Here is a 23,837-nt window from a genome sequence, read left to right on the forward strand (position 1 = left end):
CGGCGGCTGGTGCTCCCAGGGCGGTGGTGCTCCGGGCGCCGTTGCCGGGCACCGTCAATTGGTGGACGCGGCCCGGGCGGGGACGTCCCGTCGGTCTTCGCGGGGCTCGGGCCAGAGCATGGTCTCGGTGAGCAGCTGTGCCAGCCGGGTCGCGTCGCGCTGGGCCTGGCCGGCGCAGCAGTTGTTGAACAGCACGTGCAGTTCGTCGGCCGACCCGGCCAACTCGGCCAGCAGCCCGGCCCAGTGCCGGAGCTCCTCCTCGGCGTACGCGTAGCGGAACTTGTCCTGCTTGTCGCCGTCGCGCCAGGCGCCGCTGTGGCCGTGGAACCGGACGATCGCCGGCTCCGCCGTGCTGGCCAGGATCGGTGGTACCGACGACGGGTGCCCCTGCGGCATGTCGACGCAGACCAGTGAGAGGTCGTGCGCACGCAGCAGGTCCATCGTGTCGGGTGCGGCCGGACCGTCGAACCAGGACCCGTGCCGCAGCTCCACGGCGACCCGCCACGGCCGGCACCGCTGCGCCAACTCGATGATCCGGCGCTCGGCGGCGGCGCCGCGTACCAGCCACGGCGGGAACTGCAGCAGCACCACACCCAGCTTGCCGGCGGCCGTGACCGGGGCCAGCGCAGCTCGGAATCGGGACCACAGCTCGTCGTACGCCCGCTCCGGCAGGTCGCGGCGACGGATCCGGCTCGGACCGGCGGCCGGCCGCAGGTCGCGGGGCAGCGCGGCAACCGGCGTCGGGTGACCGGTGAAGAGGCTGAACGCCTTGACGTCGAAGGTGAAGTCGTCCGGTGTGGCGTCGACCCAGCCCTGGGTGGTCTCCGGTGCGGGGATCGCGTAGTAGGAGGTGTCCACCTCGACCAGCGGGAAGCGGCCCGCGTAGAAACCCAGCCGGCCGGCCGGCGTGTTGGCCGAACGCGGGTACCACCCGGAGCGCAGCAGCGACTGGTCGGCCCAGGAGGACGTACCCACCTTAATCACACCCATGTCATTCAGTGGACCGCCCCGCGCGTGGATCGGCAACCGCTGGCGGCGCGCACGCCGCCACCGTGTCGAGCCGGAAGTATCGGTGCCGCGTCCTACGCTGGCGCCGAGCGAACTTCGACCGAAGGGCGGCACCATGACCAGCACCGAGCAGCTCACCGGAGAGCGGGCAGACCTGCTGCAGACGCTGCGCCGGCACCGGGGTTTCCTGTTGCAGACCGTGGACGGGCTGACCGACGAACAGGCGGCCACCTGCACCACCGTCAGCGAGCTGTGCCTCGGCGGCCTCATCAAGCATGTGGCCGGCACCGAGGAGCGGTGGATGCGCTTCGCCGTGGGCGGCGCGGAGGCGATGCAGCGCGAGGCGGTCGACTGGACCGGTCAGTTCCGGATGACGCCGGGCGAGACCCTCGCCGGTCTGGTCGTGCGGTTCCGGGAGGTGGCCGACCAGACCGACGAGCTGATCACCACCCTCGACCTGGACGCGGCGCATCCCCTGCCGCAGGCGCCCTGGTTCGAGCCGGGGGCGAGCTGGACGGTTCGGCGGGTGCTGCTGCACCTGATCGCCGAGACGTCCCAGCACGCCGGGCACGCCGACATCCTGCGCGAGGCGATCGACGGCGCCAAGACCATGGGCTGAGCCCGGCCGGCCACGGCGACGTTCCCCCACCGTCCACCTTCCGCGCGGTGCCTCCGGTCCGCCCTGCGTGAACGGATGTGACAGCGCACAGGTGAGCGGCGCTGAGGGACACGAGATGAACGCAGACCGGATCGATCAGGAGACCGCCGAGCGGCTGCTCGGCGGGAGCATCGTCGGCCCATCGGGCGGCCCGCAGTCGGTCGTGCTGCTGATGACAGCGGTACGCGCCACACCCCGCCCCTCCGAGCTGGCCGGCGAAGACGTGGCCGTGCAGGCCTTCCGCCGTGCCCTGGCTGAGCCGGCCGTTGCCCAACGGCCGGCCCGCCGGTCACGCACCCTCGCCGGGTTCGGTGCCCGGGCCTCGGTGGCGGCCCTGGCGCTCGCCGCCATCGGCGGGGTGGCACTGGCCGCCGCGACAGGCGTTGCGCCCCGTCCGCCGCACCCACCCACGGCCACCCCGACGCCGCCCGCCGCGACCGCCCCGGCCACACCCGAGCAGGGCACCGCGGGCGCACCCGCCACGACTGGGGCGGTGCCGTCGACCTCGGTTCCCGCTGGGATGGTCGGCCGGTGTCGGGCGTACCAGACGGTCGCCGGAAACGACCACGGCCGGGCACTGGACAACCCCGTCTTCTCCGGGCTGATCGCCGCCGCGGGCGGCCCGGAGCAGGTGGCGGACTACTGCGTGCGGGTCCTAGCCCCCGAGGCCGTTCCGGACACGACCCATGGACGGCCCGGTTCCGTGCCGAGCCGACGTCCGACGTCGCCCGGCCCGCCCGATGGTCGGCCCGACGTCCCTAACCGCAGCGGAACGAGCCGTCCGGCGGCTCTCCCCGCCGGACGGCCCACCGCACCCGGACCGGACCGCAGCGAACCAGCCGACCGGAGGCCCTCCCCCGGGGACCGCCAACCGACGCCAGCCCGCGACCCGCACTGACGACGCCCCACAGCCCCGCCTGGCGACCGTGCCGAGTTGCCCTGCCGGGCAACCGTGCCCGGCGGCCGTGCCCTGCGGCGCTGTGGCCCGGTGGCGCTGCGGTCCTGGCGCTGCGGTCCTGGCGCTGCGGTCCTGTGGCCCTGGGGGCGGTTCGTCCAGCGGGCGGTTCGTCCAGCGGGCGGTTCGTCCAGCGGAGCGCGGGCCGCCGTGGGCTGATAGCTTGCCCCGATGAGTCTGCGGCGCCGACGCGCGGCGGCGATCCTGCGCCTGATGGTGGTGTTCAGCGTGCTGGCCGGGGTCGTGCTCACCGCGCTCGGCCCGGCCACCGTCACGGGACTGCTGCCGTACTTCACCATCCAGAGCAACCTCGCGGTCGGCGCCCTCGCCGGGTACGCCGCTCTGCAGGCCTGGCGGGACCGGCCCGACCCACCGCCGGCGCTGCGCGGCGCGGTCACCCTCTACATCACCATCACCGGCGTGGTCTACCACCTGGTGCTGGCCAACCCGGCGAGCCCGTTCGCGATGGTCCAGCCGGACCGGTCCGGCGGCGAGGCGCTCGGCAACCAGCTGCTGCACACGGTGGTACCGCTGCTGGCGGTCGCCGACTGGGTGCTGTTCGACCAACGCGGCCGGCTGCGCCTTCGGTACGCGGCCTGGTGGCTGGCGTTCCCGCTGGGCTATCTGGGCTTCGCCCTGCTCCGAGGGCTGGTCGTGCACCGGTACCCGTACCCGTTCCTGGACGCGGCCGAGCTGGGCTACGCCGGAGTCGCGATCAGCGCCGTCTTCTTCGCCATCGCCTTCTGGCTACTCGGCCTGCTCTACATCGGAATAGACCACACCCTAACCACCCGAACCCCCGCCCTCTCCCCCGCTCCCCCTCCCGCTCCCCCTCCCTCTCCAACCCCGCCCGGTGATCATGAAGTTAGCGTCACCGGCAACGGCGTGTCGTGACGCTAACTTCATGATCACCGGGGGGTGGGTGGGGACGGGGAGGGGAGGGAGGAGGGGCGGGGGTTTAGCGGAGGCGGTTTCGGGGGCCTCGGGTGGTGGAATGGTCGCGGGCGTAGGCATCCGAGCGGCCCCAGCGGCCTGGGACGTCGAGTAGCTCCACCCGGCCGAAGCCCTTTGGCAGGGCCGGGTCGACCAGCAGGTTGTCGCCGGTGGGTCGGAGCCCCAGCAGGGTGCTCAGCAGCATCAGCAGCGCGCCCGACGACCATGACTGGGGACGACCGGCCGCTGGCAGTTGGACGGGGTACTTCGTCAGGCTGCGCTCGTAGCCGGCGATCAGCTCCGGTACCGCTCCACCGAGCGTCTGCGCCACGTCGAAGATTCCGGCCGCGATCCGGCCCGCCTGCGCATCGAAGTGGTAGCGCCGCAGCCCGGCGGCGATCAGGGCGTTGTCCGACGGCCACACCGCTCCCAGGTGTGAGCCCACCGGGTTGTACGGGCGCTGCCCGGTGGCGAAGGTCCGCACCCCCCAACCGCTGAACAGCCGCGGCCCGACCAGGTGCTCGGCGACGGCCTCAGCGTGGTCATCAGCGACGATCCCACTCCACAGCAGGTGCCCGATGTTGGACGTCAGCGCGTCGACCGGTTCGCCGTACGGCCCCAGCGCCAGCGCGTAGTACTCCCGGTCCGGCAGCCAGAAGTCGCGGTTGAACCGGTCCTTCAGCTCCGCGGCCTCCCGTTCCAGCCGGTCGGCGTACCCGGGGTCACCCCAGAACTCCCGGGCCAGCCGGGCGCCGCGCCGTTTCGCGTCGTACGCGTAGCCCTGCAACTCGCAGGTGGCCCGGGGAAAGGCGGGTTGCCGCCCCTGCGCGTCGGTGATCGCGTCCGGGGAGTTCTTCCAGCACTGGTTGAGCACGCCGTGCCGCTCGTTGCGGCGCTGGTAGCGCACGTATCCGTCGCCGGTCAGGTCGCCGTACTCGTCGATCCAGTCCAGGGCCATCCGAGCCGGGTGCCGCAGCTCGTGAACCAGGTCGGCGTCGCCGGACCAGCGCTCGTACTCGTCGAGCAGGACGACGAACAGTGGGGTGGTGTCCGCCGCGCCGTAGTACAGCGCGTCCGGCCGTTCACCGAACGCGGCCGACTCGCCGTAACGGAGCTCGGCCAGGATCTTGCCCGGCTCCTCGTCGTGCTCGTCGTCGAGCTGGCCGCCCTGCACCAGCGCCAGCATCCGCAGCGTCGCGGGGGCCAGTTCGGGAGTGAACGCCATGGTCTGCAGGCAGGTGATGATGCTGTCCCGTCCGGACAGCCCCATCGCCCACGGCAGGCCACCGACCGGCACCCGATTGCTGTACGCCAGCGGCTTGTACCGCAGCGCCGCCAGGTCGGCCAGGCTGCCCTGGTACATCGCCTCCAGGCCGTCCCGTTCCGCCGCCAACTGCGGGGCCCGGTCCAGCCAGTCGGCCAGGTCCTCGCGCATCCCCCCGCGCACGATCTGCTGGTGCGACTCCAGAGCGCTGCGCAGGTCCCGGCCACCCTCACCCCGGATGGTCATGGTCACGTGCAGGTCGGTCTCCCACTTCCCCTCGGGCGCGATCCGGATCCGGAACGTCATCCCCTTCTCGTCGACCTCGGCGGGAGCGGTGCTGCTCACCGTGGTCTCTCGAACGAACCGCTCGCGCGCGTACCGCAGCAGGAGCTGGTGGCGCGCGGAGTCGGCGGTGGCCCGCACGACCCGCTCCCTGCGCTCCCCGACGTCGACGATGTCGACGAAGTCGCTGCCCATCTCCATCCGCACGGTGAACTCGGCGGGATGCGCCGAGTGGTTGAGCAAGATGATCTGCTCGTGGAAGCAGTCGTGGATCGAACGGTGCCGGATCACCGACACGTCAGCGTCGACGTAGTGGCTCGCCCCGCCCGGGACCAGGAAGAACCGGGTCTCGAAGTACGTCATGTCGTCGCGGGAGAGCGCGTTGAGCCGTTCCCCGTCGACGCTGAGCACCCAGTGGGACAGGAAGCGGGTGTCGAACGAGAAGAGCCCGACCGGCTCCTTCGGGTCAACCTCCATGTCACCCTGGGCGTCGCTGAGCGCGAACGCGTTGCCGGCGATGACGTGCACCTGTTCCTGTCTCATCGCCGCTGGTCCCGCTCCGCCAGGGCAGCCTGGCCCAGCTCGCGGGGGTGCCGTGCGCCGGACGGGCCGGGAAAGATCCGCCGCAGCACCATCAGCAGCCGCATGTTGCCCCGCACGGTCAGCTCGTTGCGCAGCAACGCCGCCGCGAGGTGCCTCTCGCCGCTGGCCAGCTGGTCGAAGACCGCCCGGTCGGCGCGGACCACCAGCTCGGCCTCGTCGGCCGACCGGGTCACCGCCACGTGCTGGTCGGCGATGGTCAGGTACCAGTGACTGGTACCGCCGTCACCGCGCACGTCCAGCCGCAGCGTCCCGGCGGTGGTCTCCGGCAGATCGGGACGCCGGCCGGTGTCCAGGTGCTGCAGGTACTGCGCCGCCGTCGTGCTCATCCACGTCCCCCTTCCCCGGTTCCCCGCAGGATCACCCGAGCCGGGGTGAGCCCGACTCACCCGAACCGGGTGACAACCCGCCCGGGCCGGCCGGAGGGCGCTGTTTGCCGGCCGATGAAAAGGGCAGGCACCGACGGGCCGACACGGACGGGAGGCAACGGATGCGGGCGTTGCGGCTGCGGGAGTGGAAGTCGGAACCGAAACTGGTCGAGGTCGCTGAGCCGACGCCCGGGCCGGGCCAGGTGGTGGTCCGGATCGGTGGAGCCGGCGCCTGCCACTCCGACCTGCACCTGATGGACGAGTTCGAGCCAGGCACCGTGCCCTGGAACCCGCCGTTCACCCTCGGCCACGAGAACGCGGGGTGGGTGCACGCCCTCGGCGACGGCGTGAACGGGCTGACGGTCGGGCAACCCGTCGCCGTCTTCGGCGCGTGGGGCTGCGGCACCTGCGCCCGCTGCCGGGTCGGCATCGACCCGTACTGCGAGAACCCGGCCGGCGCGCCGGTGCCGGGCGGAGGCGGCGGGCTCGGCCTGGACGGTGGAATGGCCACGTACGAGTTGGTCCCGGACGCGCGGCACATCGTCCCGCTGCCGGCCGGGCTCGATCCGGTGGACGCCGCGCCGCTGACCGACGCCGGGCTCACCCCGTACCACGCCGTGCGGCGTTCCTGGCCCAAGCTGCCGCCGGGCAGCACGGCAGTCGTGATCGGGGTCGGTGGGCTGGGGCACGTCGGCGTGCAGATCCTCAAGGCCACCACGGCCACTCGGGTGATCGCGGTGGACACCCGCGCAGACGCGCTGCGGCTGGCCGAGGAGTGCGGCGCCGACGGCACCGTGACCTCGGGCGAGACCGCCGCCGAGGAGATCCGCCAGGCCACCGGAGGTCGGGGCGCCGACGTGGTGCTGGACTTCGTCGGCGTGGACGCCACCCTGGCGCTCGGCGCGGCGGCGGCCCGCACCGTCGGCGACCTGACCATCGTGGGCATCGGCGGGGGCACCCTGCCGGTCTCGTACTTCTCCGTGCCGTACGAGGTGAGCATCGCGACCACCTACTGGGGCAGCCGTCCCGAACTGGTCGAGGTGCTGGACCTGGCTTCCCGGGGTCTGATCCGGCCGAAGACCACCACCTTCGCGCTGGACGACGCCCTCGACGCGTACCGCCAGATGCGCGACGGCACGCTGCAGGGCCGCGCCGTGATCGTGCCGTGAGCCGGCCGGTCAGGCGGCCCCGAGCAGGCCGCGGACGTACCCGGCCTGGCCGACGTGCTGCAGGTCGTCCTCGGCGACGCTGACCAGCCGGACGCCGAGGGTGACCGGCGGGTCCCACGCCTCGTCCACCACGCGGTCCAGGTCCGCCGGGCGCAGGCCGGCCAGGAACGGCGCGGTCCGCGCCGCGACCGCCTCGTAGTAGTCGATCAATGCCTGCGCGCTCTCCGGCCGCACCGCGGCGACCTGTGCGGGCGAGTGGGCATAGCCGGTGTCGTTCGGGTCGGCGGCCAGCCCGAACCGGCTCGCCCAGTCGCCGCTCGTCCAGACCTGGTCGGCGTCGAGCAGGTCGGCGACGTGGTCGTCCTGGATCCTGGTCAGGTGCCAGACCAGCCAGCCGATCGGGTTGGCACCAGGGCCGGGCGCCCAGCGCAGTTGCTCCGGGCTGAGGCCGTCGACCGCCGCGCGAACGAGGTCGGGCAGCCGGTCGTACGTCTCGGTCAGCAGGTCTTTCACGTCCACGGGCACGCCTCCTGGTCTGTTTCCGATCAGGTACCGCCGAAACCGGCGGCCAAACCTCGGCCGCTACGGTGATCAAGTGGTCGCGGCGTTGGAGCTGTATCTGGACCCGGACGCCACCCGGCGGATCCGGGTGCTCTGGGACGCTCTCGAAGCCGAGGGCGTGCAGAGCATGCGCTCGCTGCTGGAGCAGCGCCACCGCCCGCACGTCTCGCTCGCCGTGGCTCCCCGCTTCGACCCCGAGCAGGTCGCCGCGGCGCTGCGCGGCACGGTCGTGGCCGCCCCACTTCGGCTCGAATTCCAGCACACCGGTCAGTTCGTCGGCCGGGTGCTCTGGCTCGGCCCGACGCCCACCCCGGAGCTGCTGGCACACCACCGGCTGGTGCACGACCGGCTCGCCGCCGCCGGCATCACCCTGGTGGAGCACTACCAGCCGGGACGCTGGGTGCCGCACTGCACGCTCTCCATGCGGGTGCCGAACGCGCTGATGGCCGCCGCGGTGCGTCGCTGCCTGGAGGTGTTGCCGCTGGCCGCGACCGTGGTCGGCGCGGCGCTCACCGACCACGCCCGCAACATCGCCCACCCGCTGCCCTGAGGCGACCAGGGCACGACAGACGCGGCCCCGCGTGGAATGTCCGGTTTGGCGGGTCGCAGTCGGGAAACTGAAAACGAGGGGTGCTGACGAGGCCGGGCGTGGGATGGTTCGACATGGATGTCGTTCCGGTGGCCTCCCGCCCGCACGCGGCCGGCCCATCCGGTGGCGCGGGCGCACGCGGCGCTGCCCGGGACGGCTTCGACGAGGAGAGGCAGTGCCCATGCAGGCTCAGCGCAGGCCACCGCGGACGGAGCGGAGCCAGACCAGGGACGACCGGACCGGCGGCGGCATGACCGGGGCGGCCACGCCACTGACCATCTGGGCCGCTGCCGTGCTGCTCGGCCGGATCGGTGCCGGCGATGACGACAGTGAGGACGAACGGCATATCCTGCGCGGCATCGAGTGACCCTCGGTCCCACCGTCACAGCCAGCCGCGCCGCTTGAAGATCAGGTAGAGGGTGCCGCAGACCAGCGCCATCAGCAGCAGCGCGAACAGGTAGCCGAAGCGCCACTGCAACTCGGGCATGTGGACGAAGTTCATCCCGTACACCGTCCCGATGAGCGTGGGTGCGAACAGGATCGCCGCCCAGGACGAGACCTTCTTCAGCTCCTCGTTCTGCGCGTAGCTGGCTGCGGTGAGGCTGCGCATCTCCTCGTTCTGCTGCTGAGAGACGAGGGTGGCGTTGACGGTGAGGATGTTCTGCAACAGGTGCCGGAAGCCGTCGACCCGTTCCACGACCTGCGTGAGGTGGTCGGTCACATCGCGCAGATAGCGGCGTAACTCCTCGTCGGTGCCGTAGCTGCCGGCGCCGGCCGCCAGCGCGTCGAGCACGTGGAGCAGCGGGCGGGCGGCCCGCTGGAACTGGATGACCTCGCGGCTGAGCCCGTAGATGCGCCGGCTGGCGTTCGGGTCGCCGCCGAAGACCTCGGTCTCGATCTCGTCGATGTCGTTCTCCAAGCCGGCCACCACCGGCGCGTAGCCGTCGACCACCTGGTCGAGGATCGCGTACAGGACGGCCTCCGGGCCCTGGGCGAGCATCTGCGCGTCGGCTTCCAGCCGCCGCCGCACGGCGGCCAGATCCGGTGCCTCGCCGTGCCGGACCGTGACGACGAAGCCGGGCCCGATGAACAGGTGCAGCTCGGAGAACTCGACCTCCTCCCGCAGGTCGTCGTAGCGGGCGGCGCGCAGCACCACGAAGAGGGTGTGCCCGTACCGCTCCAGCTTGGGCCGCTGGTGGGCGTTGATCGCATCCTCCACCGCCAGGTCGTGCAGCCGGAACTCCCGGGCCAGCGAGGTGATCTGGTCGATGTCGGGCCGGTACAACCCGATCCAGGCCATCGCCTCGTCCTGCTCCTGGAGGCAGCGGTACGTCTCGGCGAGCCCGGCCGGCGACGCGAAGCGGTGTCCCTGGATGTAGACGGCGCTGTCCACCAGACCGCCAGCACCTGGCTCGGCCGGCTGCTCGTGCGGCGGCTCGCTGCCGCGGATCTCGTGCTCGTCGAGCTGGCGGCCAAAGCCCTCGCCCCGGCGGAACCGACGGCCACCGACCATGACCCGCTCCCTCCCCCGGACGCCTCAACCGGCGGCTGCCCGAACCGCCCGGGCAGTTCGGGCAGGGACGCCGGGACGCGCTGCTTCCCCCGCGCCCGCGCGCCAAAACCCTCCGACGCGCCGGTTGCCCGGCCGGGGCGGTTTCCGCGCACCGCCGGACGGACGCGGGCCGGCTGGCGGATACTCGCGGTGACCACGGGCGGGATGACGGGGGAAGCGCCGATGGAGGTCGACAGGCGCGCCGGCCCGCGGACCCGCCGGCTGCGGAACTGGCTGCTCGGCGCCGATTCAAAGCGGCCTCGGCAGCAGGGCCCGCACGGCCGCCCGCCGGAGCGCCAGCACCACCCGTGGTGGAAGGTGATGTGCCTGACCGGCGTCGACTACTTCTCGACCCTGGGCTACCAGCCGGGCATCGCGGCACTGGCCGCCGGGGCGCTCTCGCCGGTGGCGACCCTCGTGCTGGTCCTGGTGACCCTGCTGGGCGCGCTGCCGGTCTATCGGCGGGTGGCGGTGGAGAGCCCGCACGGCGAGGGCTCGATCGCGATGCTGGTACGCCTGCTGAGCTACTGGCCGGGCAAGCTGCTGGTGTTGGTGCTACTCGGTTTCGTGGCCACCGACTTCATCATCACCATCACCCTCTCCGCCGCCGACGCGACCGCACACATCGACGAGAACCCGTTCTGGCCCGAAGGGCTCCGAGGGCAGAGAGTCCTGCTCACGCTGCTGCTCGTGGCGCTGCTGGGCGCGGTGTTCCTCAAGGGATTCACCGAGGCCATCGGGATCGCCGTCGTCCTGGTCGCGGTCTACCTGGCGCTGAACGCGGTGGTGATCGCCGCCGCGCTGTTCCAGGTGGTGACGCACCCCAGCGCGGTCGGGGACTGGACCACCGCGCTGACCACCGGCCACGGCGACCCCTGGATGGTGGTCGGGCTGTCCCTGCTGGTCTTCCCGAAGCTGGCGCTGGGCCTGTCCGGCTTCGAGACCGGGGTGGCGGTGATGCCGAGCGTGCGGGGCGACCCGCAGGACACGGAGGACCGACCACTGGGCCGGATCCGCGGCACGCGCCGGCTGCTCACCACCGCCGCGACGATCATGAGCGTTTTCCTGATCACCAGCAGCGTGACCACCACCGTGCTGATCCCGCCCGAGGCGTTCCAGCCGGATGGGCCGGCGAACGGCCGGGCGCTGGCCTACCTGGCGCACGAGTACCTCGGCGAGGTGTTCGGCACGGCCTACGACCTGTCCACCATCGGGATCCTCTGGTTCGCGGGCGCCTCGGCGATGGCCGGCCTGCTCAACCTCGTACCCCGCTACCTGCCCCGCTACGGCATGGCACCGACCTGGGCCCGGGCGGTCCGGCCGCTGGTGCTGGTCTTCACCGCGGTGGCGTTCCTGATCACCGTGGTCTTCGAGGCCAGCGTGGACGCGCAGGGCGGCGCGTACGCCACCGGGGTTCTGGTGTTGATCACCTCGGCGGCGACGGCCGTGACCCTCGCGGCACGGCGACGGCGCCAGCGCGGCCGCACGATCGCCTTCGGCATCATCACGGTGATCTTCGTCTACACCACCGCGGCGAACGTGGTGGAGCGCCCCGACGGCGTGAAGATCGCGGCCTGCTTCATCGGCGGGATCATCCTGGTCTCGCTGCTGTCACGGCTGAACCGCGCCTTCGAACTGCGGGTCCAACGGGTGGATTTGGACCCCGAGGCGGCCCGGATGATCGACGAGTGCATCGGGCGCCGGATCCGGCTGATCGCGCACGAGCCGGCCGGCCGAGACCCGGCGGAGTACCGCGACAAGCTGGCCCAGACCGTCGCGGACAACGACTTCCCGGCCGACAGCGACGTGATCTTCGTCGAGGTGACGGTCACCGACCCGTCCGACTTCGAGACCGAGCTGCTGGTGCGCGGCAGCGTGGTGCACGACCACTACCTGGTGCTCAGCCTGGCCAGCTCCGCGGTGCCCAACGCGCTGGCCGCCCTGCTGCTGGAGATCCGCGACCGGATCCAGCGGCGCCCGCACATCTACTTCGAGTGGACCGAGGGCAACCCGGGCGGCAACCTCCTGCGCTACCTGGCCTTCGGACAGGGCGAGATCGCCCCGGTCACCCGCGAGATCCTGCGCCGGCAGGAGCCCGACCGGAGCCGCCGGCCGCACGTGCACGCCGGTTGACCCGGCGGTCCGGTGGTCGTCGCGGAGGGTGAGCGTGGTCATAGCGGCTGGACGATCCGCCGGTTCCGGCTGCTAGCCTCTGGACAGGTCATGAGCGCCAGCGCGAAGCCCCGGCTCGCTGGCCGGCAACCCTCCTCCGCGGTGGGGTGCCCCGGGTGAAGACCAGGCACCGGCAAAGACGTCGGTGCAAGCGTGGCCTGGCACCCAGGTCAGCACAGACCTGGGAGAACCATGCGCATCCTCAGCACCGCCCCACCAACCGACGCCGCGGATTCCCGCGCCGGTTGGCTTCCGCCGGCACTGACCAGGCGGCGGCACGTGGACATGATGCGGGTGTGCAGCGCCGCCTGTCGGTGCCACACCGCGCACTAGCGCACCCCTCTTTCCCGAACCCACCCCAGCGGTACGCCCATCGGGCGCACCGTCGGCGGCGCACGCCTGTGCCCGCCGCTGCGCAACCTTCGGAGACACCCGTGCGAATTCTTCCTGCCCTGACCCGCGCCGCTGCCCTCGGCGCGGCCACGATCCTGGCCGCCACCGCGCTGACCGCCTGCGGCGACGACACGTCGTCCGACGCCACCGCCAACCCGTACGGCCTGTCGCAGCCGGGCGTGCTGCGCGCCGGCACGCTGACCGACGCCCCTCCGAACGTGTACCTCAAGGACGGCAAGTTCACCGGGTTCGACAACGACCTGCTGGCGGCGGTGGCCGGCAAGCTCGGCCTGAAGGTCGAGTTCGTCGGTACCGACTTCTCCGCGCTGCTCTCCCAGGTGAACAACCGCAAGTTCGACGTCGGCAGCTCCTCGATCACCATCACCGAGGCGCGGAAGAAGACGGTCGACTTCGGCAACGGCTACGACTTCGGCTACTTCGGCCTGGACGTCCCGGCCGGCTCGCCGATCACCAGCTTCGACCAGCTCGCCGGCAAGCGGGTCGTGGTGGTCCAGGGCACCGTCCAGGACGACTACGCCACCGGCAAGCAGCTCGACCCGGTCCGGGTGCCGGACTACAACGGCGCGATCAACCAGCTCAAGGCGGGCACCGCCGACGCGTGGATCGCCCCGGCGGAGATCGGCGAGAAGTCGGCCGCCGACAGCAACGGCAAGATCACCGTGGCGGCCAAGCAGCTCAGCCCGGCACCGACCGCGTACGCGGTCGCCAAGGGCAGCGACAAGCTCCGCGAGGCGCTGAACAAGGGCCTCGACGAGGTGATCGCGGACGGCACCTGGAGCCGGTTGCAGGCGCAGTACTACCCGGGCCGGCCGGTTCCGGAGGACTTCCGACCGGGCAGCGGCACGGTGACCGTGCCGTCGGCGTCGGCGTCCGCGTCGACCGCGTCCTGAGGCACATACCCGGTGACGAGCGAGCAGGGCGGTAGGAGAGGCGACCAATGGATCCGTTGAGCACCCTGTGGGAGACCTTCTTCGACTGGGACGCGATGCGCGAGGCGCTACCCGAGATGCTGACTGTCGGGTTGCCCAACACGCTGATCCTGGCGGTCTCCGCCGCCCTGCTCGGCTCGGTGCTGGGCCTGCTGCTGGCCGTCGCCGGCATCTCCCGTACCCGGTGGCTGCGCTGGCCGGCGCGGGTCTACACCGACGTGTTCCGGGGGCTGCCGGCCGCGGCGACGATCCTCCTGATCGGCGTCGGGCTGGCGCCGCTGGGCATGGAGGTCTGGGGACCCGACCCGTACCCGCTGGGCATCCTGGCGCTGTCGCTGATCGCGGCGGCGTACATCGGGGAGATCTTCCGCTCCGGCATCCAGTCGGTGGAGGCCGCCCAACTGGAGGGTGCCCGGGCGCTCGGCTTCTCCTGGGCCGACTCGATGCGGCTGGTGATCATTCCGCAGGGCATCCGGCGGGTGCTGCCCGCCTGGGTGAACCAGCTCATCGCACTGATCAAGGACTCCAGCCTGGTCTACTTCCTCGGACTGGTGGCCAGCCAGCGGGAGCTGTTCCGGATCGGGCAGGACTACGCGGCCACCACCGGCAACGAGTCCGCGCTGCTGCTGGCCGGGCTCTTCTACCTGGCGTTGACCGTGCCGCTGACGCACGTGGTCAACTGGATCGACCGGCGGCTGCGCCACGGCCGGCCGGCCACCGCGCCGGCCGACGATGACGAGGACGACACCGAGTCGGCGCTGGCCGGCACGACCGAAGGGGACCGGCGATGACCACCGGCACGACCACCTCGGTCAGCCTCGACGTAAGCGACGTGCACCTCGCCTTCGGCCCGAACCGGGTGCTGCGCGGCGTCGACCTGGCCGTGCCACGCGGCGCGACGGCCTGCGTGATCGGCCCGTCCGGGTCGGGCAAGTCCACCCTGCTGCGGACGATCAACCGGCTGATCGAGCCGGACCGCGGCGACGTGCTGCTGGACGGGCGCAGCGTGCTGCGCGACGACCCGGACGCGCTGCGGCAGCGGGTGGGCATGGTCTTCCAACAGTTCAACCTCTTCCCGCACATGAGCGTGCTGCGCAACGTCACCCTGGCGCTGCGTCGACTGCGCAAGCTCGACGAGGACGAGGCGGTGGCGGTCGCCCGGGCACAGCTGGAGCTGGTGGGGCTGGCCGGCAAGGCCGACTCACGGCCGGCGCAGCTCTCCGGCGGTCAGCAGCAGCGGGTGGCGATCGCCCGGGCGCTGGCGCTGCGGCCCGAGGTGATGCTCTTCGACGAGGCCACCTCGGCGCTCGACCCGGAGCTGGTCAAGGGGGTGCTCGGGGTGATGGCCGACCTGTCCGCCGGGGGCATGACCATGGTCGTGGTCACGCACGAGATGGGCTTCGCCCGGCAGGTCGCCGACACCGTCGCCTTCATGGACCGGGGCGTGGTGCTGGAGGCCGGCCCGCCGGAGGCGATCTTCGAGCGGGCCGAGCATCCGCGACTGCGCCGGTTCCTCGCTCAGGTGCTCTGAGCCCGCGCCGACGACGGCCCGTCCGACCTGGCCCCGATCGACGTCAGCCGGCCTGCCGCCGCAGGTGCGCGGCGAACGCCTGCAGGTCGCCGAGCAGCACCAGGATGGCATTGCGGTAGGCGACCGACGCCCACAGGTGCAGCTCCTCGTCGTCCAACCCACCGAACGCCGCCGACAGGGCCTTGCGTCGGCGCCGGTCGAGCACCTTGTGCGGGCGGGCGAGCAGGTCGCCCTCCCGGCGCAGGGCCTGCAGGTACGCGGCCACCGCGTCCTGGTAGGGCCGGCCGGCGACCCGTTCCAGCAGGGTGAACTCGAAGACGTTCAACGCCGCCTCGGACTCCCAGTACGCACTGTCGCGCTCCGGCGCGCTCGCATGGTGCCGGCCCATCGCGTGCCGGGCCTCGTACAGCAGCAGTACGCCCCGACCGGTGGTGCTCAGTGGCCGGCGGGGCGCCGGCAACCGCAGCGTACGCACCGGCGCCGCACCGGTCAGGTCCACCGCACCGCCGTACGACGGCATCCGTTGCGCCCCGCTGCCCGGCTCCGGAACCAGGCAGGCCCGCTCCTGGTAGGCCAACGGCGGACCACCGGCGGGCAGGGCGCGCACCGCCGCCGTGTGCAACTCGGCCAGCGGGCGGTCGTCCGGGGCCCGGTCCGGCGCAAGGGTGAGGACGAGGCCGGCGGCGCCGGGCACCGGCACGCCCAGCACGCAGGAGTTGCGCAGGAACGCCCAGGTCGCCTCCGCCTCGCGGATCCCGCTGGCCACGGCCTGCGCGTCGGCCCGCCAGTCCCGGGCGATCTGCAGCCGCTGCTGAAGATCCGCGGTCGCGGCACCGTCGTGCGGGTACAGCTCGCGCACCGCCCGGGGCAGCGTCCCGAGGCGCAGGTCCAGCAGGTCGCCGCTCGGCGCGGGCACGGCGTGGGTCGCGCAGTCGGCCTCGGTGTGCGGGTCGCCGGGCACCGCGTGGCAGTCACCGAGCCAACTCGTCCCGGGTTGCCGCACCGGCCGGGCGAACGCCAGGTGTGGCAGCCGACCGGTGCGCAACACCGTCTCGTACTGCGGCCGGGCGCGCATGGTCCGCAACACGTCCAGCGGCAGCACCGGCGCCAGCGCCAGCACCGCGGCCAGGATCGCGCAGTGCGGGCAGGCCGGGCCACCGGACTCGCGCACCCGATAGCGGCGCAGATGGTCGACGCCGGGCTGCTCCCACTGCACCCCGATCACGCCGTCGCCCTGCGCCATCAGATACAGGAACTCGGTGGCGCCGCGCTCGCCGGTGACCGAGGTCAGCTCGTCGAGGAACGCCCGTTCGGTGACCACCCGCAGGTCGGCCTCTGTCGCTCCGGTGGTCACGGGCACCCCCTCGCGAACCCAGCGCATCGACCGACGCCGACTCGTCCCACCGTACCCGGCGGCGGGACGGCCGGGTGCCCTCCACAGGGGCTGGCCACTGTCACCAATCCGTCGGTCGGGCCCGTGGCGGTGTGCGGCGGCAAGACCTCCGCTCCGGTTCGTCCCGCACGGCCGTCGGCACCCGAGGGTCAGGCCGGGCGAGGTCACTCGTTGGGTCCGCGACCCAGCAGCCGGATCTCCTCGTTGTCCAGCGCGGCCTGGAGGTCGCGCAGCACGAGGTCGTCGATCTCCCGGCTGTCGCGCAACCGGGTGACCTCCCGCCGCTTGTGTTCGAGGACGCCGAGGCGCAGGTCGCGTTCCAGGCGGCGTTCCTCGGAAGTACCAACGCCCTCACTGACGTCATCCAGGTGCCGTTGGTACTCGGATTGCAGCCGGCGTACCGCGTCCTCCCCGGCGCCGATGTCGGCGGCGACCTGCGGCAGCGCGGCCAGACCCACCTCGGTGGCCCGCTGTCGGGCCTGCCGCAACTCGTCGACGCGCTCGGGGTCGCCGACCAGCCCCGCCCAGCGCACCACCAGCGGCAGGGTGGTGCCCTGAACGAGCATGATCAGCACGATCACCAGCGCGGTGACAAAGATGATCAGGTCGCGTTCGGCCACCGGTCGACCGGCGGCCGTCGTCGCCGGGACCGCCAGGGCCGCGGCGAGCGAGACGGCACCCCGGAAGCCGGACCAGCCGGCGACGGTGCCCACCCGCCAACTGCCCTGCCCCTGGCTCATGCTCACTACTCGGCGGTCCAGCAACTTCACCGACTCCGCCGTTACGTAGACGAAGAGCAGCCGGGTGACGAGGACGACCACGGTGACCACCAGCACGATGATCAGCGCCCGCCCCGGCGAGGTGCTGGTGATGCCCTTCACCGCCCGGGGGATCTGCGTGCCGAGCAGGACGAACAGCCCGCCGTTGATCAGGAACGTGGACAGGTCCCAGAACGCGTACGCCAGCACCCGGGACCGAGCGCGGATCACCCGAGGGCCGGCGTAGGCCAGGACCAGGCCGGCGACCACCACCGCCAGCACGCCACTGGCGTGTACCGCGTCGGCGAGCAGGAACGCGGCGAACGGGGTCAGCACGCTCAACGCGCCCTCGCGCAGCGGATCGTCGAGCCGCTTGCGGATCAGCACCACAACGCCGCCGACCAGCAGCCCCGCGATCACTCCCCCGGCACTGGCCCCGAGGAACTCCCCGCCGATGCCGAGCGCGCCCGGCGCCGCGCTCCCGGCGAGCAGGCCAACGGTCACCGCGAAGAGCACCAGTGCGGTGCCGTCGTTGATCAGGCTTTCCGCATGCAGGGTGGTGAGGAGCTTCCGGGGCAGCCGCTTGGCCAGCCCGGTGACCGCGGCGGCGTCGGTCGGCGCGAGGACCGCGCCGAGCACCCAGGCGGCGGCGGGGTTCACCCCGAACGCCTGCGCGGTCAGCGAGACCGTGACCATGGTGAGCACGACCAGCACCACGGCGAGCAGCCCGATCACCGGGAGGTTGGCCCGGATCTCGCGCAGGCTGATGGTGAGGCTCTCCCGGTAGAGGATCGCCGGGAGGAAGATCAGCAGCACCAGCTCCGGTTCCAGGGTGAGGTTGGACAGCGGTGGCGCCAGCCCGATCAGCACCCCGAACGCGATGAGCAGGACCGGCGGCGCGACGCTGTACCGGCCGCCGAGCGTGGTGCCGATCAGGACGGTGACGCCCAGCACCACGATCAGGACGAGCACCTCCACGGCGTACCCCCTCGATCCATGGCCGACTGTGGCCGCGCCGGTGGTTCCATCTGACCGCACCGTGCCGCCCGGTTCGGGGGGAAACCGGCAAGTCGCCGGGGCGGGGTGACGCCACCGCCAGCGGTCAGGCGCGGGCGCGGGCGGTGACCGCCCGGGCGGCACGGCGGTAACCGGCCGCCTCTTCGTCGCGGCCCAGGGCGGCGGCCAGGTCGGCGAGGTGTCCGGCCACCGGACCGACGGTGAGCACCCCGCTGCCGGCGGCCAGTTCGTCGGCGGCCGGTCGGAGCTCGGCGGCGACGCGCGTCATCGTGGCCCGGTCGTCCAGGGCGAGCGCCGCCCGGGCGGTGACGCAGAGCCGCGCCTCCCGCAGCAGGTCGTGCGGCCCGTCTGGGAGGGCCCGCAGGGCCGCTCCGGCGGCGTCCCGGTCGCCGGCGGTGAGCAGCAGCAGCGGCCGGACCCACGGCTCGTGCGGGCCCCAGTCCATGCCCGCCCAGTCCTCGCCGTCGGGCCCGGGAATCGGCCGGTCGTCCCCGACGGCGTCAGCCAGGCGCAGGCCGAGCAGGGCGAGCGGGAGCAGCCCACGGGTCAGGCCCGGCATGCCGTCGGTGGGCAGCCGGTCGGCAGCCGCCCGGTACGCGTCCGCCGCCGCGGCCGACTCGCCGTCCAGCGCCAGGCGCAGCGCGGCGTACCAGCGGGTGAAGAGGCCGACCAGCGGTAGTTCGTACCGCTGGGCGAGGCGGTCGGCGGCGCGTGCGTGCGTGTCGGCGCCCGCCCGGTCGGCCAGCGCGCAGCAGGCCTGCACCCGGACGAGGTGGCCCAGCACCTCGAAGGTCACCAGTTGGTGCCGGGCGGCCAGGTCGACCAGGTCGGCACCGATCCGGGCCCGCTCACCGGCCATGCCGACCCGGTGGAAGGCGTGCATGAAGCGGGCGTTGAGCGCGAACGCCAGCAGCCCGGGGTCTCCGATGGCGCGCGCGATGGACTCGGCTTCGTCCGCCGCCCGGCGACCACGGTCGGTAGTGGTGCCGCGCAGCTCCAGTGCGAGGGTGCTCAGCAGCCGGCTGCGCTGCGCCGAGTCCTGCACGCCGAGTGCGGCCAGGGCGTGCTCGGCGGCCCGGACGATCCGCTTGGAGAGGAGGTCGTCGTCGTTGCGGGTCCAGATGGCGGGTACGTCGAAGCCGGCCAGCACCTCCCCGATCAGCCGGGGGTCGCCGACGGCCTCCGCGTCGTCGATCGCCTCGGCTCGGCGCCGCCGCGCCTCGGCCAGCCGGCCCGTCACGGCCAGCGCGCGCCCCAGGCCGAGCACCGCGCTCAGCCGCTCGCGCCGGTCGGTCCCGCCGGAACGGTCGTACGCGTCGATCGCCTGCCCCCACAGGCGGGCCGCCTCATGCGGGTTACCGCCCCGTTCCGCCTGCTCGGCGGCGGTGCGGGCATAGACCGCGGCGCGGCCGGCGGCGACCGGTCCACCGGCGCGCAGCAGGTGGTGCGCGAGCGCGGCGGGGTCGGTGGGCTGCCGTTGTCGCAACGCCTCGGCGACGGCTGTGTGCCAGGCCGTGCGGCGCGGCGCGGACAGGTCGGCGTAGAGCGTGTCGCGGACCAGGATGTGGGTGAAGCGCAGCCGCCCGTCGGGGTCCTGCTCGGTGAGGAAGCCGGCCCGCAACGCGCGGTCCACGGCGTCCAGCAGGGTCGTGGGGTCGTCGGCCAGCGTGCCGAGCACCTCGGGATCGACGTCCCGGCCGAGGACGGCTGCCTGCCGCAGCACGGTGCGGGTCGGCGCGGGTAGCTGCGCCAGCCGGTGCCGGATGACGTCGCGCACCCCCGGTGGCACCGCTGCCAGCGCCGCGCCACCCTCGGCGGCGTACAGCTGGGCCAGCTCCCGAACGAAGAACGGGTTGCCGCCGCTTCGGTGGTGGATCAGCCGCACGGTGGGCGGGTCCAGCTCCACCCCGGCGACGGTGCGTGCCAGCTCGCCGGTCGCCGGCTCGGGCAGGCCGGCGAGGTACTCCCGGACCGGCTCCAGCCCGGCGGCCCGGGCCAGGGTCGCGGTCAGCGCCGGGCTGATCTCGGTGGCCCGGTAGGTGCCGAGCAGCAGCACCGGCCCGGTGGCCGGCTGCGGACCGCTGAGCAGCGCGGTCAGCAGGTCCAGGGTGTCCCCGTCGGCGCGGTGCAGGTCGTCGAGGACCAGCAGCACGGGCCCCCGGTCGGCGACCGCCGAGACCAGCGACGCCACCGCGCGGTGCCGGCGGAAACGGGCCACGGCGGGATCGCCCGCGCCCTCGGTCCCGGCGGCCACAACGGAGTCGGACGGCCCGACGAGCGCGTCGGTGATCTGCGTCCACGGCCAGGCGGCCGGGGCGCCCTCGTATTCCGGGCTGCGACCCCACGCCGTGGTCCAGCCCTCGGCGGCGAGCCGGCGGGTCAGCGTCTCGGCCAGCGCCGTCTTGCCGGCGCCCGGGTCCCCGCTGAGCAGGGCGAGGGTGGGTCGGACGTCCCGGGCGGCGGCCCCGGCGGCCTGCCGCAGCCGGTCCAGCTCCGCGTCACGGCCGACGAACGGTCGCTTCTCCACCGGCGCCGGCCCGCGCGGTCCGACGGGTCCGGTCAGCTCCGGTGCGGTCAGGGTGGCGACCACCGCAGCGGCGGGCTCAACCGGCAGGGTGAGGTGTGGCGCCTGCGCGAGGATGTCGGCTTCCAGCCGCCGCAGCTCGGGCCCCGGGTCGACACCCAGCTCGGTCACCAGGACGTCCCGGGCCTGGCGCAGCGCGGCCAACGCCTCGCCCTGCCGTCCGGAGCGGTATCGGGCGGTCGCGAGCAGCCGCCAGGCGTCCTCGCGGAGCGGGTGGCTGGCGAGGTGGGCCGGCAGGTCGGCGGCGGCCTCGTCCGGCCGGCCCAGCGCCAACAGCGCCTCCGCTCGCCGCTCGACGGCGAGCAGCCGCAGCTCGTCCAGCCGGTTGATCTCCGCGACCGCCCAGACCTCGCCCGCGCAGTCGGCGTACGCGGGCCCGCGCCAGAGCCCGAGCGCCTCGTCCAACGCGGCCAGGGCCGGGGCGGGACGTCCCGCCGCCAGCAGCCGGCCCGCCTCGCCGACCGCCGCCTCGAACCGTTCGGCGTCCACCGCCTCCGGGGCGGCCCGCAGCACGTACCCCGGTGGCTCGGTGACCAGGAGCCGGGGCGGCTGCCGGGGCGGCCGGTCGGGCTCCAGTGCCCGGCGCAGGTCGGCGACGAAGGTCCGGATCGCGCCCACCGCGCCCTCCGGAGGGGCCTCCCACAGGTCCTCGACCAGACGGTCCACCGGCACCACCCGGCCCCGGGCGATCAGCAGCCGGGCCAGCACCGTGCGCTGCCGGGGCCCCCTGAGCGGGACCGGGCCACGCTCGGCCGCGGCGGTCACCGGTCCCAGCACGCCGAAGGTCACCGCCACGGGTGCCGTCGGCTGCCTGGTCATGGCACCAATCTAGGCAGGTGCACGCGGCCGGCCGCAGCCGCCGGCACTGATCGGACGCTGACCGGCTGCTGATCACCACCGAGCAGGCTCGGCGACGTACGGCGGCGACGGGCCACCACCCGCGCCGGCCCCGCTCATCAGGAAGGTGTTCCCCGTGGATCCCAGAATCAACGGATTCGACTACCGACGCGTCACCGTCGCCGATGGCGTGACGCTCAACGTCGCCGTGGGCGGCTCCGGGCCCGCGATCGTGCTGCTGCACGGCTTTCCGCAGACCCACCTCATGTGGCGGCACGTTGCGGCCGACCTGGCCGCCGACCACACGGTCATCTGCCCCGACCTGCGCGGCTACGGCGAGAGTGACAAGCCGGTCGACACCGACGGCAACGTGTACGCCAAGCGCAAAATGGGCGACGACATCGTGGCGCTGGCCGCCGCGCTCGGCCACGAGCGCTTCGCGCTGGCCGGGCACGACCGGGGTGCCCTGGTCGCGTTCCGCGCCGGCCTCGACCACCCGGAGGCGATCACCCAGCTCGCCATGCTCGACGTGCTGCCCACCCTGGACATGTGGGACGTGCTGCACGGCGCCAGCGCCTCGGTCGCCTTCCACCTGTACCTGATGGCGCAGCCGCCCGGCCTGCCCGAGGAGCTGATCGCTGGCAGCCCGGACGCCTTCTTCGGCCACTTCCTGGACATCTGGACCCGCGATCCGGAGGCGTTGCCGGCGGACGTGCGGGCCGCGTATCTGAGCGCGTCCCGGGCCGCGGTCACCTCGATCGTCGCCGACTACCGGGCGTCCGCCGGTGTCGACGTCGCCCACGACACCGCCGACCGGGCAGCAGGTAACCAGCTGCGGATGCCGGTGACCGTGCTGCAACAGGACTGGGGCGCGGCGCTCGGCTACGACGCGGCCGGGGTGTGGCGGGCCTGGGCGCCGGATCTGGAGCACCGGACGGTCACCTGCGGGCACTTCATGGCGGAGGAGGCACCGGCCGAGGTGGTCCGGGCACTGCGCGCCCTGCTCGCCCGCTAACCGATCCAGCGGGCCGGCCGCCACGTCACGGCAAGTAAGATTTCCGACACTCGCCGTCACTGAGCGCCATGGTGGCCGGCCCACCGACCCCTTCTCCCGGCCCGCGGCGCACAAGCCGGGCCTCCGCCCCCCAAAATGGGCCCTGACCTGCGGATATGCGACGTGACACCAGGTGGACGCCAAGCGGTCACCGGTGATACACAGGCAGTAACCGGCCAGCCAACGGCGGCGAGTCGCTCATCTCCTCGACCACCGACCGTCCACACCCCGACCCAGGGCTTGCCACGCGGACCGCAGGGGCCGATCAAGGCCCACCACGGCACCGCCCACCGGCCGTCGGCGGGTGACGATGGTCCTCGACCAGGGAGTTGCCGTGGGGCATCTGCGCATCCGGTCCCGGCACCAGCCGTTCGAGATGGCCGCCCTGGCCATGGCTCCCATCTGCGGTGTCCTCATGCTGCTGCTCGGCGTCCGACCCACGTCGGTCCAGATGTCCATGCCGTTGCCGATCCAGTTCGGCTGGGAGATCGGTCTGGTCCTGGTCGGTGTGGGCGGCATGCTGGGCATCCTGTGGCCCGGCCGGCTCGCCACCGGGCTCGGCATCGAGCTCGCGTCGGTCCTGGTGTTCGGCACCATCAGCGGCATGTACACGATGGCGCTGCTGGTCGTGTCGGGCCGACAGGCCACCGCGGCGGCGTCGTTCATCACCGCGCTCGCGGTCGGGTCCCTGTGGCGAGCCGCTCAGATCGCCATCGACCTGCGCCGGCTGGCCCAGGCCAGCCAGTGCATAGGCGACGCACCGGTAGAAGGCGGTGTCACGTGATCTCCACACCGGCGCCCGACGCACCCCCGTGGCTGCAGGTGGCGCTCAGCGTTTTCGGCATCCTCGGCGGCACCACCGGCCTGGCCGCCATCGCCACCGTCGTGGTGCAACGCGGCAAGTTCAAGGCCGACGCCGCCGACACCCTCACCGAGGCCGCCATCACCCTGGTGCAACCACTGCAGAGCCGGATCACCGAGTTGGAGGAAGAGGCGCTGAGCGCCCGATCGGAGCTGGGGGTGCTGCGCGAACAGGTCAACCAGTTGCAGTTCGTGGTCCGGGTGCTCACCCGGACGCTCGACCGGTGGCGTGCCGCGATCCGTTCGCCCGACGCCACCCTGCGCAAGGTCCGTGCGGTGGTCGCGGAGTCCGAACGGTTGCCGGAGGACCGGTGACGATCGGCTCCCGACGACCCGGATCCGTCGACC

Annotated in this window: 21 protein-coding genes and 1 riboswitch; of the genes, 13 read left to right on the plus strand and 8 right to left on the minus strand. The window is 73.1% G+C overall.

Annotated elements, in window-relative coordinates; all coding sequences use genetic code 11:
• Positions 1 to 54: 54 nt before the first annotated feature.
• Positions 55 to 990: a DUF72 domain-containing protein gene (locus tag ACFY29_RS21185; protein WP_386988667.1), complete on the minus strand. Its 936-nt coding sequence runs from the start codon at positions 988 to 990 to the stop codon at positions 55 to 57.
• A 133-nt stretch (positions 991 to 1,123) separates the two neighbouring features.
• Here ACFY29_RS21185 and ACFY29_RS21190 point away from each other — a divergent pair, with 133 nt between their 5' ends.
• The 3 genes from ACFY29_RS21190 (at position 1,124) to ACFY29_RS21200 (ending at position 3,515) form a co-directional block, all read left to right on the plus strand.
• Complete coding sequence (locus ACFY29_RS21190) at positions 1,124 to 1,627, plus strand: DinB family protein (RefSeq protein WP_355607434.1); 504 nt, start codon at positions 1,124 to 1,126, stop codon at positions 1,625 to 1,627.
• A gap of 115 nt (positions 1,628 to 1,742) precedes the next feature.
• Positions 1,743 to 2,564 (plus strand): hypothetical protein, encoded by an 822-nt coding sequence (locus ACFY29_RS21195; RefSeq protein WP_386988669.1) that lies wholly within the window; start codon positions 1,743 to 1,745, stop codon positions 2,562 to 2,564.
• Between the two features lie 228 nt (positions 2,565 to 2,792).
• Complete coding sequence (locus tag ACFY29_RS21200; protein ID WP_386988672.1) at positions 2,793 to 3,515, plus strand: Pr6Pr family membrane protein; 723 nt, start codon at positions 2,793 to 2,795, stop codon at positions 3,513 to 3,515.
• Between the two features lie 64 nt (positions 3,516 to 3,579).
• Here the strand turns inward: ACFY29_RS21200 and ACFY29_RS21205 are convergent, their stop codons facing one another.
• The gene (locus ACFY29_RS21205; RefSeq protein ID WP_386988674.1) at positions 3,580 to 5,643 is read right to left on the minus strand and encodes a glycogen debranching N-terminal domain-containing protein; all 2,064 of its coding nucleotides are present in this window, start codon (positions 5,641 to 5,643) and stop codon (positions 3,580 to 3,582) included.
• Positions 5,640 to 6,029 carry an SCP2 sterol-binding domain-containing protein gene (locus ACFY29_RS21210; protein WP_386988677.1) on the minus strand — a complete coding sequence of 130 codons (390 nt, stop codon included), beginning with the start codon at positions 6,027 to 6,029 and terminating at the stop codon, positions 5,640 to 5,642. The genes ACFY29_RS21205 and ACFY29_RS21210 overlap by 4 nt, the downstream gene beginning before the upstream one ends.
• Positions 6,030 to 6,190: 161 nt before the next feature.
• On the opposite strand from ACFY29_RS21210, the gene ACFY29_RS21215 reads away from it, so the two are divergent.
• Positions 6,191 to 7,237, plus strand: coding sequence for an NAD(P)-dependent alcohol dehydrogenase (locus tag ACFY29_RS21215; protein ID WP_386988680.1), 1,047 nt, complete (start codon positions 6,191 to 6,193; stop codon positions 7,235 to 7,237).
• A gap of 9 nt (positions 7,238 to 7,246) precedes the next feature.
• Here the strand turns inward: ACFY29_RS21215 and ACFY29_RS21220 are convergent, their stop codons facing one another.
• Positions 7,247 to 7,756, minus strand: coding sequence for a DinB family protein (locus ACFY29_RS21220; RefSeq protein ID WP_328425568.1), 510 nt, complete (start codon positions 7,754 to 7,756; stop codon positions 7,247 to 7,249).
• A gap of 76 nt (positions 7,757 to 7,832) precedes the next feature.
• Between ACFY29_RS21220 and ACFY29_RS21225 the strand changes: the two genes are divergently transcribed.
• Complete coding sequence (locus tag ACFY29_RS21225; RefSeq protein WP_328425566.1) at positions 7,833 to 8,348, plus strand: 2'-5' RNA ligase family protein; 516 nt, start codon at positions 7,833 to 7,835, stop codon at positions 8,346 to 8,348.
• A gap of 214 nt (positions 8,349 to 8,562) precedes the next feature.
• Positions 8,563 to 8,754 (plus strand): hypothetical protein, encoded by a 192-nt coding sequence (locus ACFY29_RS21230; protein ID WP_146218288.1) that lies wholly within the window; start codon positions 8,563 to 8,565, stop codon positions 8,752 to 8,754.
• Positions 8,755 to 8,769: 15 nt separating this feature from the next.
• On the opposite strand, the gene corA is transcribed toward ACFY29_RS21230, so the two are convergent.
• Complete coding sequence (corA, locus tag ACFY29_RS21235) at positions 8,770 to 9,900, minus strand: magnesium/cobalt transporter CorA (RefSeq protein ID WP_386988685.1); 1,131 nt, start codon at positions 9,898 to 9,900, stop codon at positions 8,770 to 8,772.
• Positions 9,901 to 10,122: 222 nt separating this feature from the next.
• Between corA and ACFY29_RS21240 the strand changes: the two genes are divergently transcribed.
• The 4 genes from ACFY29_RS21240 to ACFY29_RS21255 all read left to right on the plus strand — a co-directional run bounded on the left by ACFY29_RS21240 (position 10,123) and on the right by ACFY29_RS21255 (position 14,985).
• Positions 10,123 to 12,072 (plus strand): amino acid transporter, encoded by a 1,950-nt coding sequence (locus ACFY29_RS21240; RefSeq protein WP_386988688.1) that lies wholly within the window; start codon positions 10,123 to 10,125, stop codon positions 12,070 to 12,072.
• Positions 12,073 to 12,158: 86 nt separating this feature from the next.
• Positions 12,159 to 12,271, plus strand: a riboswitch (SAM riboswitch).
• A gap of 274 nt (positions 12,272 to 12,545) precedes the next feature.
• Positions 12,546 to 13,415 (plus strand): ABC transporter substrate-binding protein, encoded by an 870-nt coding sequence (locus ACFY29_RS21245; protein ID WP_328425555.1) that lies wholly within the window; start codon positions 12,546 to 12,548, stop codon positions 13,413 to 13,415.
• A gap of 47 nt (positions 13,416 to 13,462) precedes the next feature.
• Positions 13,463 to 14,245, plus strand: coding sequence for an amino acid ABC transporter permease (locus ACFY29_RS21250; RefSeq protein WP_355607461.1), 783 nt, complete (start codon positions 13,463 to 13,465; stop codon positions 14,243 to 14,245).
• Positions 14,242 to 14,985, plus strand: a complete 744-nt coding sequence (locus ACFY29_RS21255; protein ID WP_355607464.1) for an amino acid ABC transporter ATP-binding protein — start codon at positions 14,242 to 14,244, stop codon at positions 14,983 to 14,985. Before ACFY29_RS21250 ends, ACFY29_RS21255 begins: the two co-directional genes overlap by 4 nt.
• Before the next feature lie 43 nt (positions 14,986 to 15,028).
• Here ACFY29_RS21255 and ACFY29_RS21260 read toward each other — a convergent pair whose 3' ends face one another.
• The 3 genes from ACFY29_RS21260 to ACFY29_RS21270 all read right to left on the minus strand — a co-directional run bounded on the left by ACFY29_RS21260 (position 15,029) and on the right by ACFY29_RS21270 (position 21,556).
• A complete protein-coding gene (locus tag ACFY29_RS21260) occupies positions 15,029 to 16,339 on the minus strand; it encodes a hypothetical protein (RefSeq protein WP_386988692.1) in 1,311 nt (436 codons plus the stop codon).
• A gap of 203 nt (positions 16,340 to 16,542) precedes the next feature.
• Positions 16,543 to 18,114 carry a Na+/H+ antiporter gene (locus tag ACFY29_RS21265; RefSeq protein WP_386988695.1) on the minus strand — a complete coding sequence of 524 codons (1,572 nt, stop codon included), beginning with the start codon at positions 18,112 to 18,114 and terminating at the stop codon, positions 16,543 to 16,545.
• A 124-nt stretch (positions 18,115 to 18,238) separates the two neighbouring features.
• Positions 18,239 to 21,556: a BTAD domain-containing putative transcriptional regulator gene (locus tag ACFY29_RS21270; protein ID WP_386988698.1), complete on the minus strand. Its 3,318-nt coding sequence runs from the start codon at positions 21,554 to 21,556 to the stop codon at positions 18,239 to 18,241.
• Positions 21,557 to 21,710: 154 nt separating this feature from the next.
• On the opposite strand from ACFY29_RS21270, the gene ACFY29_RS21275 reads away from it, so the two are divergent.
• From ACFY29_RS21275 to ACFY29_RS21285, 3 genes are all read left to right on the plus strand, one after another.
• Positions 21,711 to 22,589, plus strand: a complete 879-nt coding sequence (locus ACFY29_RS21275) for an alpha/beta fold hydrolase (RefSeq protein WP_386988700.1) — start codon at positions 21,711 to 21,713, stop codon at positions 22,587 to 22,589.
• A 373-nt stretch (positions 22,590 to 22,962) separates the two neighbouring features.
• On the plus strand, positions 22,963 to 23,412 hold the full coding sequence (locus ACFY29_RS21280) for a hypothetical protein (RefSeq protein WP_355607477.1): 450 nt from the start codon (positions 22,963 to 22,965) through the stop codon (positions 23,410 to 23,412).
• Positions 23,409 to 23,804 carry a hypothetical protein gene (locus tag ACFY29_RS21285; protein WP_386988704.1) on the plus strand — a complete coding sequence of 132 codons (396 nt, stop codon included), beginning with the start codon at positions 23,409 to 23,411 and terminating at the stop codon, positions 23,802 to 23,804. The genes ACFY29_RS21280 and ACFY29_RS21285 overlap by 4 nt, the downstream gene beginning before the upstream one ends.
• Positions 23,805 to 23,837 lie beyond the last annotated feature (33 nt).

Origin of the sequence: Micromonospora sp. NPDC000668 (assembly GCF_042897975.1) — a bacterium.
Classification (GTDB): Bacteria; Actinomycetota; Actinomycetes; order Mycobacteriales; family Micromonosporaceae; genus Micromonospora.

Excerpts from the sequence above, each read along its gene's own strand:
- ACFY29_RS21255 (WP_355607464.1), top strand. The coding sequence starts at position 14,242 with ATGACCACCGGCACGACCACCTCGGTCAGCCTCGACGTAAGCGACGTG.
- ACFY29_RS21240 (WP_386988688.1), top strand. The coding sequence starts at position 10,123 with ATGGAGGTCGACAGGCGCGCCGGCCCGCGGACCCGCCGGCTGCGGAAC.
- ACFY29_RS21185 (WP_386988667.1), bottom strand. The coding sequence starts at position 990 with ATGGGTGTGATTAAGGTGGGTACGTCCTCCTGGGCCGACCAGTCGCTG.
- ACFY29_RS21205 (WP_386988674.1), bottom strand. The coding sequence starts at position 5,643 with ATGAGACAGGAACAGGTGCACGTCATCGCCGGCAACGCGTTCGCGCTC.
- ACFY29_RS21270 (WP_386988698.1), bottom strand. The coding sequence starts at position 21,556 with ATGACCAGGCAGCCGACGGCACCCGTGGCGGTGACCTTCGGCGTGCTG.
- ACFY29_RS21250 (WP_355607461.1), top strand. The coding sequence starts at position 13,463 with ATGGATCCGTTGAGCACCCTGTGGGAGACCTTCTTCGACTGGGACGCG.
- ACFY29_RS21215 (WP_386988680.1), top strand. The coding sequence starts at position 6,191 with ATGCGGGCGTTGCGGCTGCGGGAGTGGAAGTCGGAACCGAAACTGGTC.
- ACFY29_RS21195 (WP_386988669.1), top strand. The coding sequence starts at position 1,743 with ATGAACGCAGACCGGATCGATCAGGAGACCGCCGAGCGGCTGCTCGGC.
- ACFY29_RS21210 (WP_386988677.1), bottom strand. The coding sequence starts at position 6,029 with ATGAGCACGACGGCGGCGCAGTACCTGCAGCACCTGGACACCGGCCGG.
- ACFY29_RS21190 (WP_355607434.1), top strand. The coding sequence starts at position 1,124 with ATGACCAGCACCGAGCAGCTCACCGGAGAGCGGGCAGACCTGCTGCAG.
- ACFY29_RS21200 (WP_386988672.1), top strand. The coding sequence starts at position 2,793 with ATGAGTCTGCGGCGCCGACGCGCGGCGGCGATCCTGCGCCTGATGGTG.
- corA (WP_386988685.1), bottom strand. The coding sequence starts at position 9,900 with ATGGTCGGTGGCCGTCGGTTCCGCCGGGGCGAGGGCTTTGGCCGCCAG.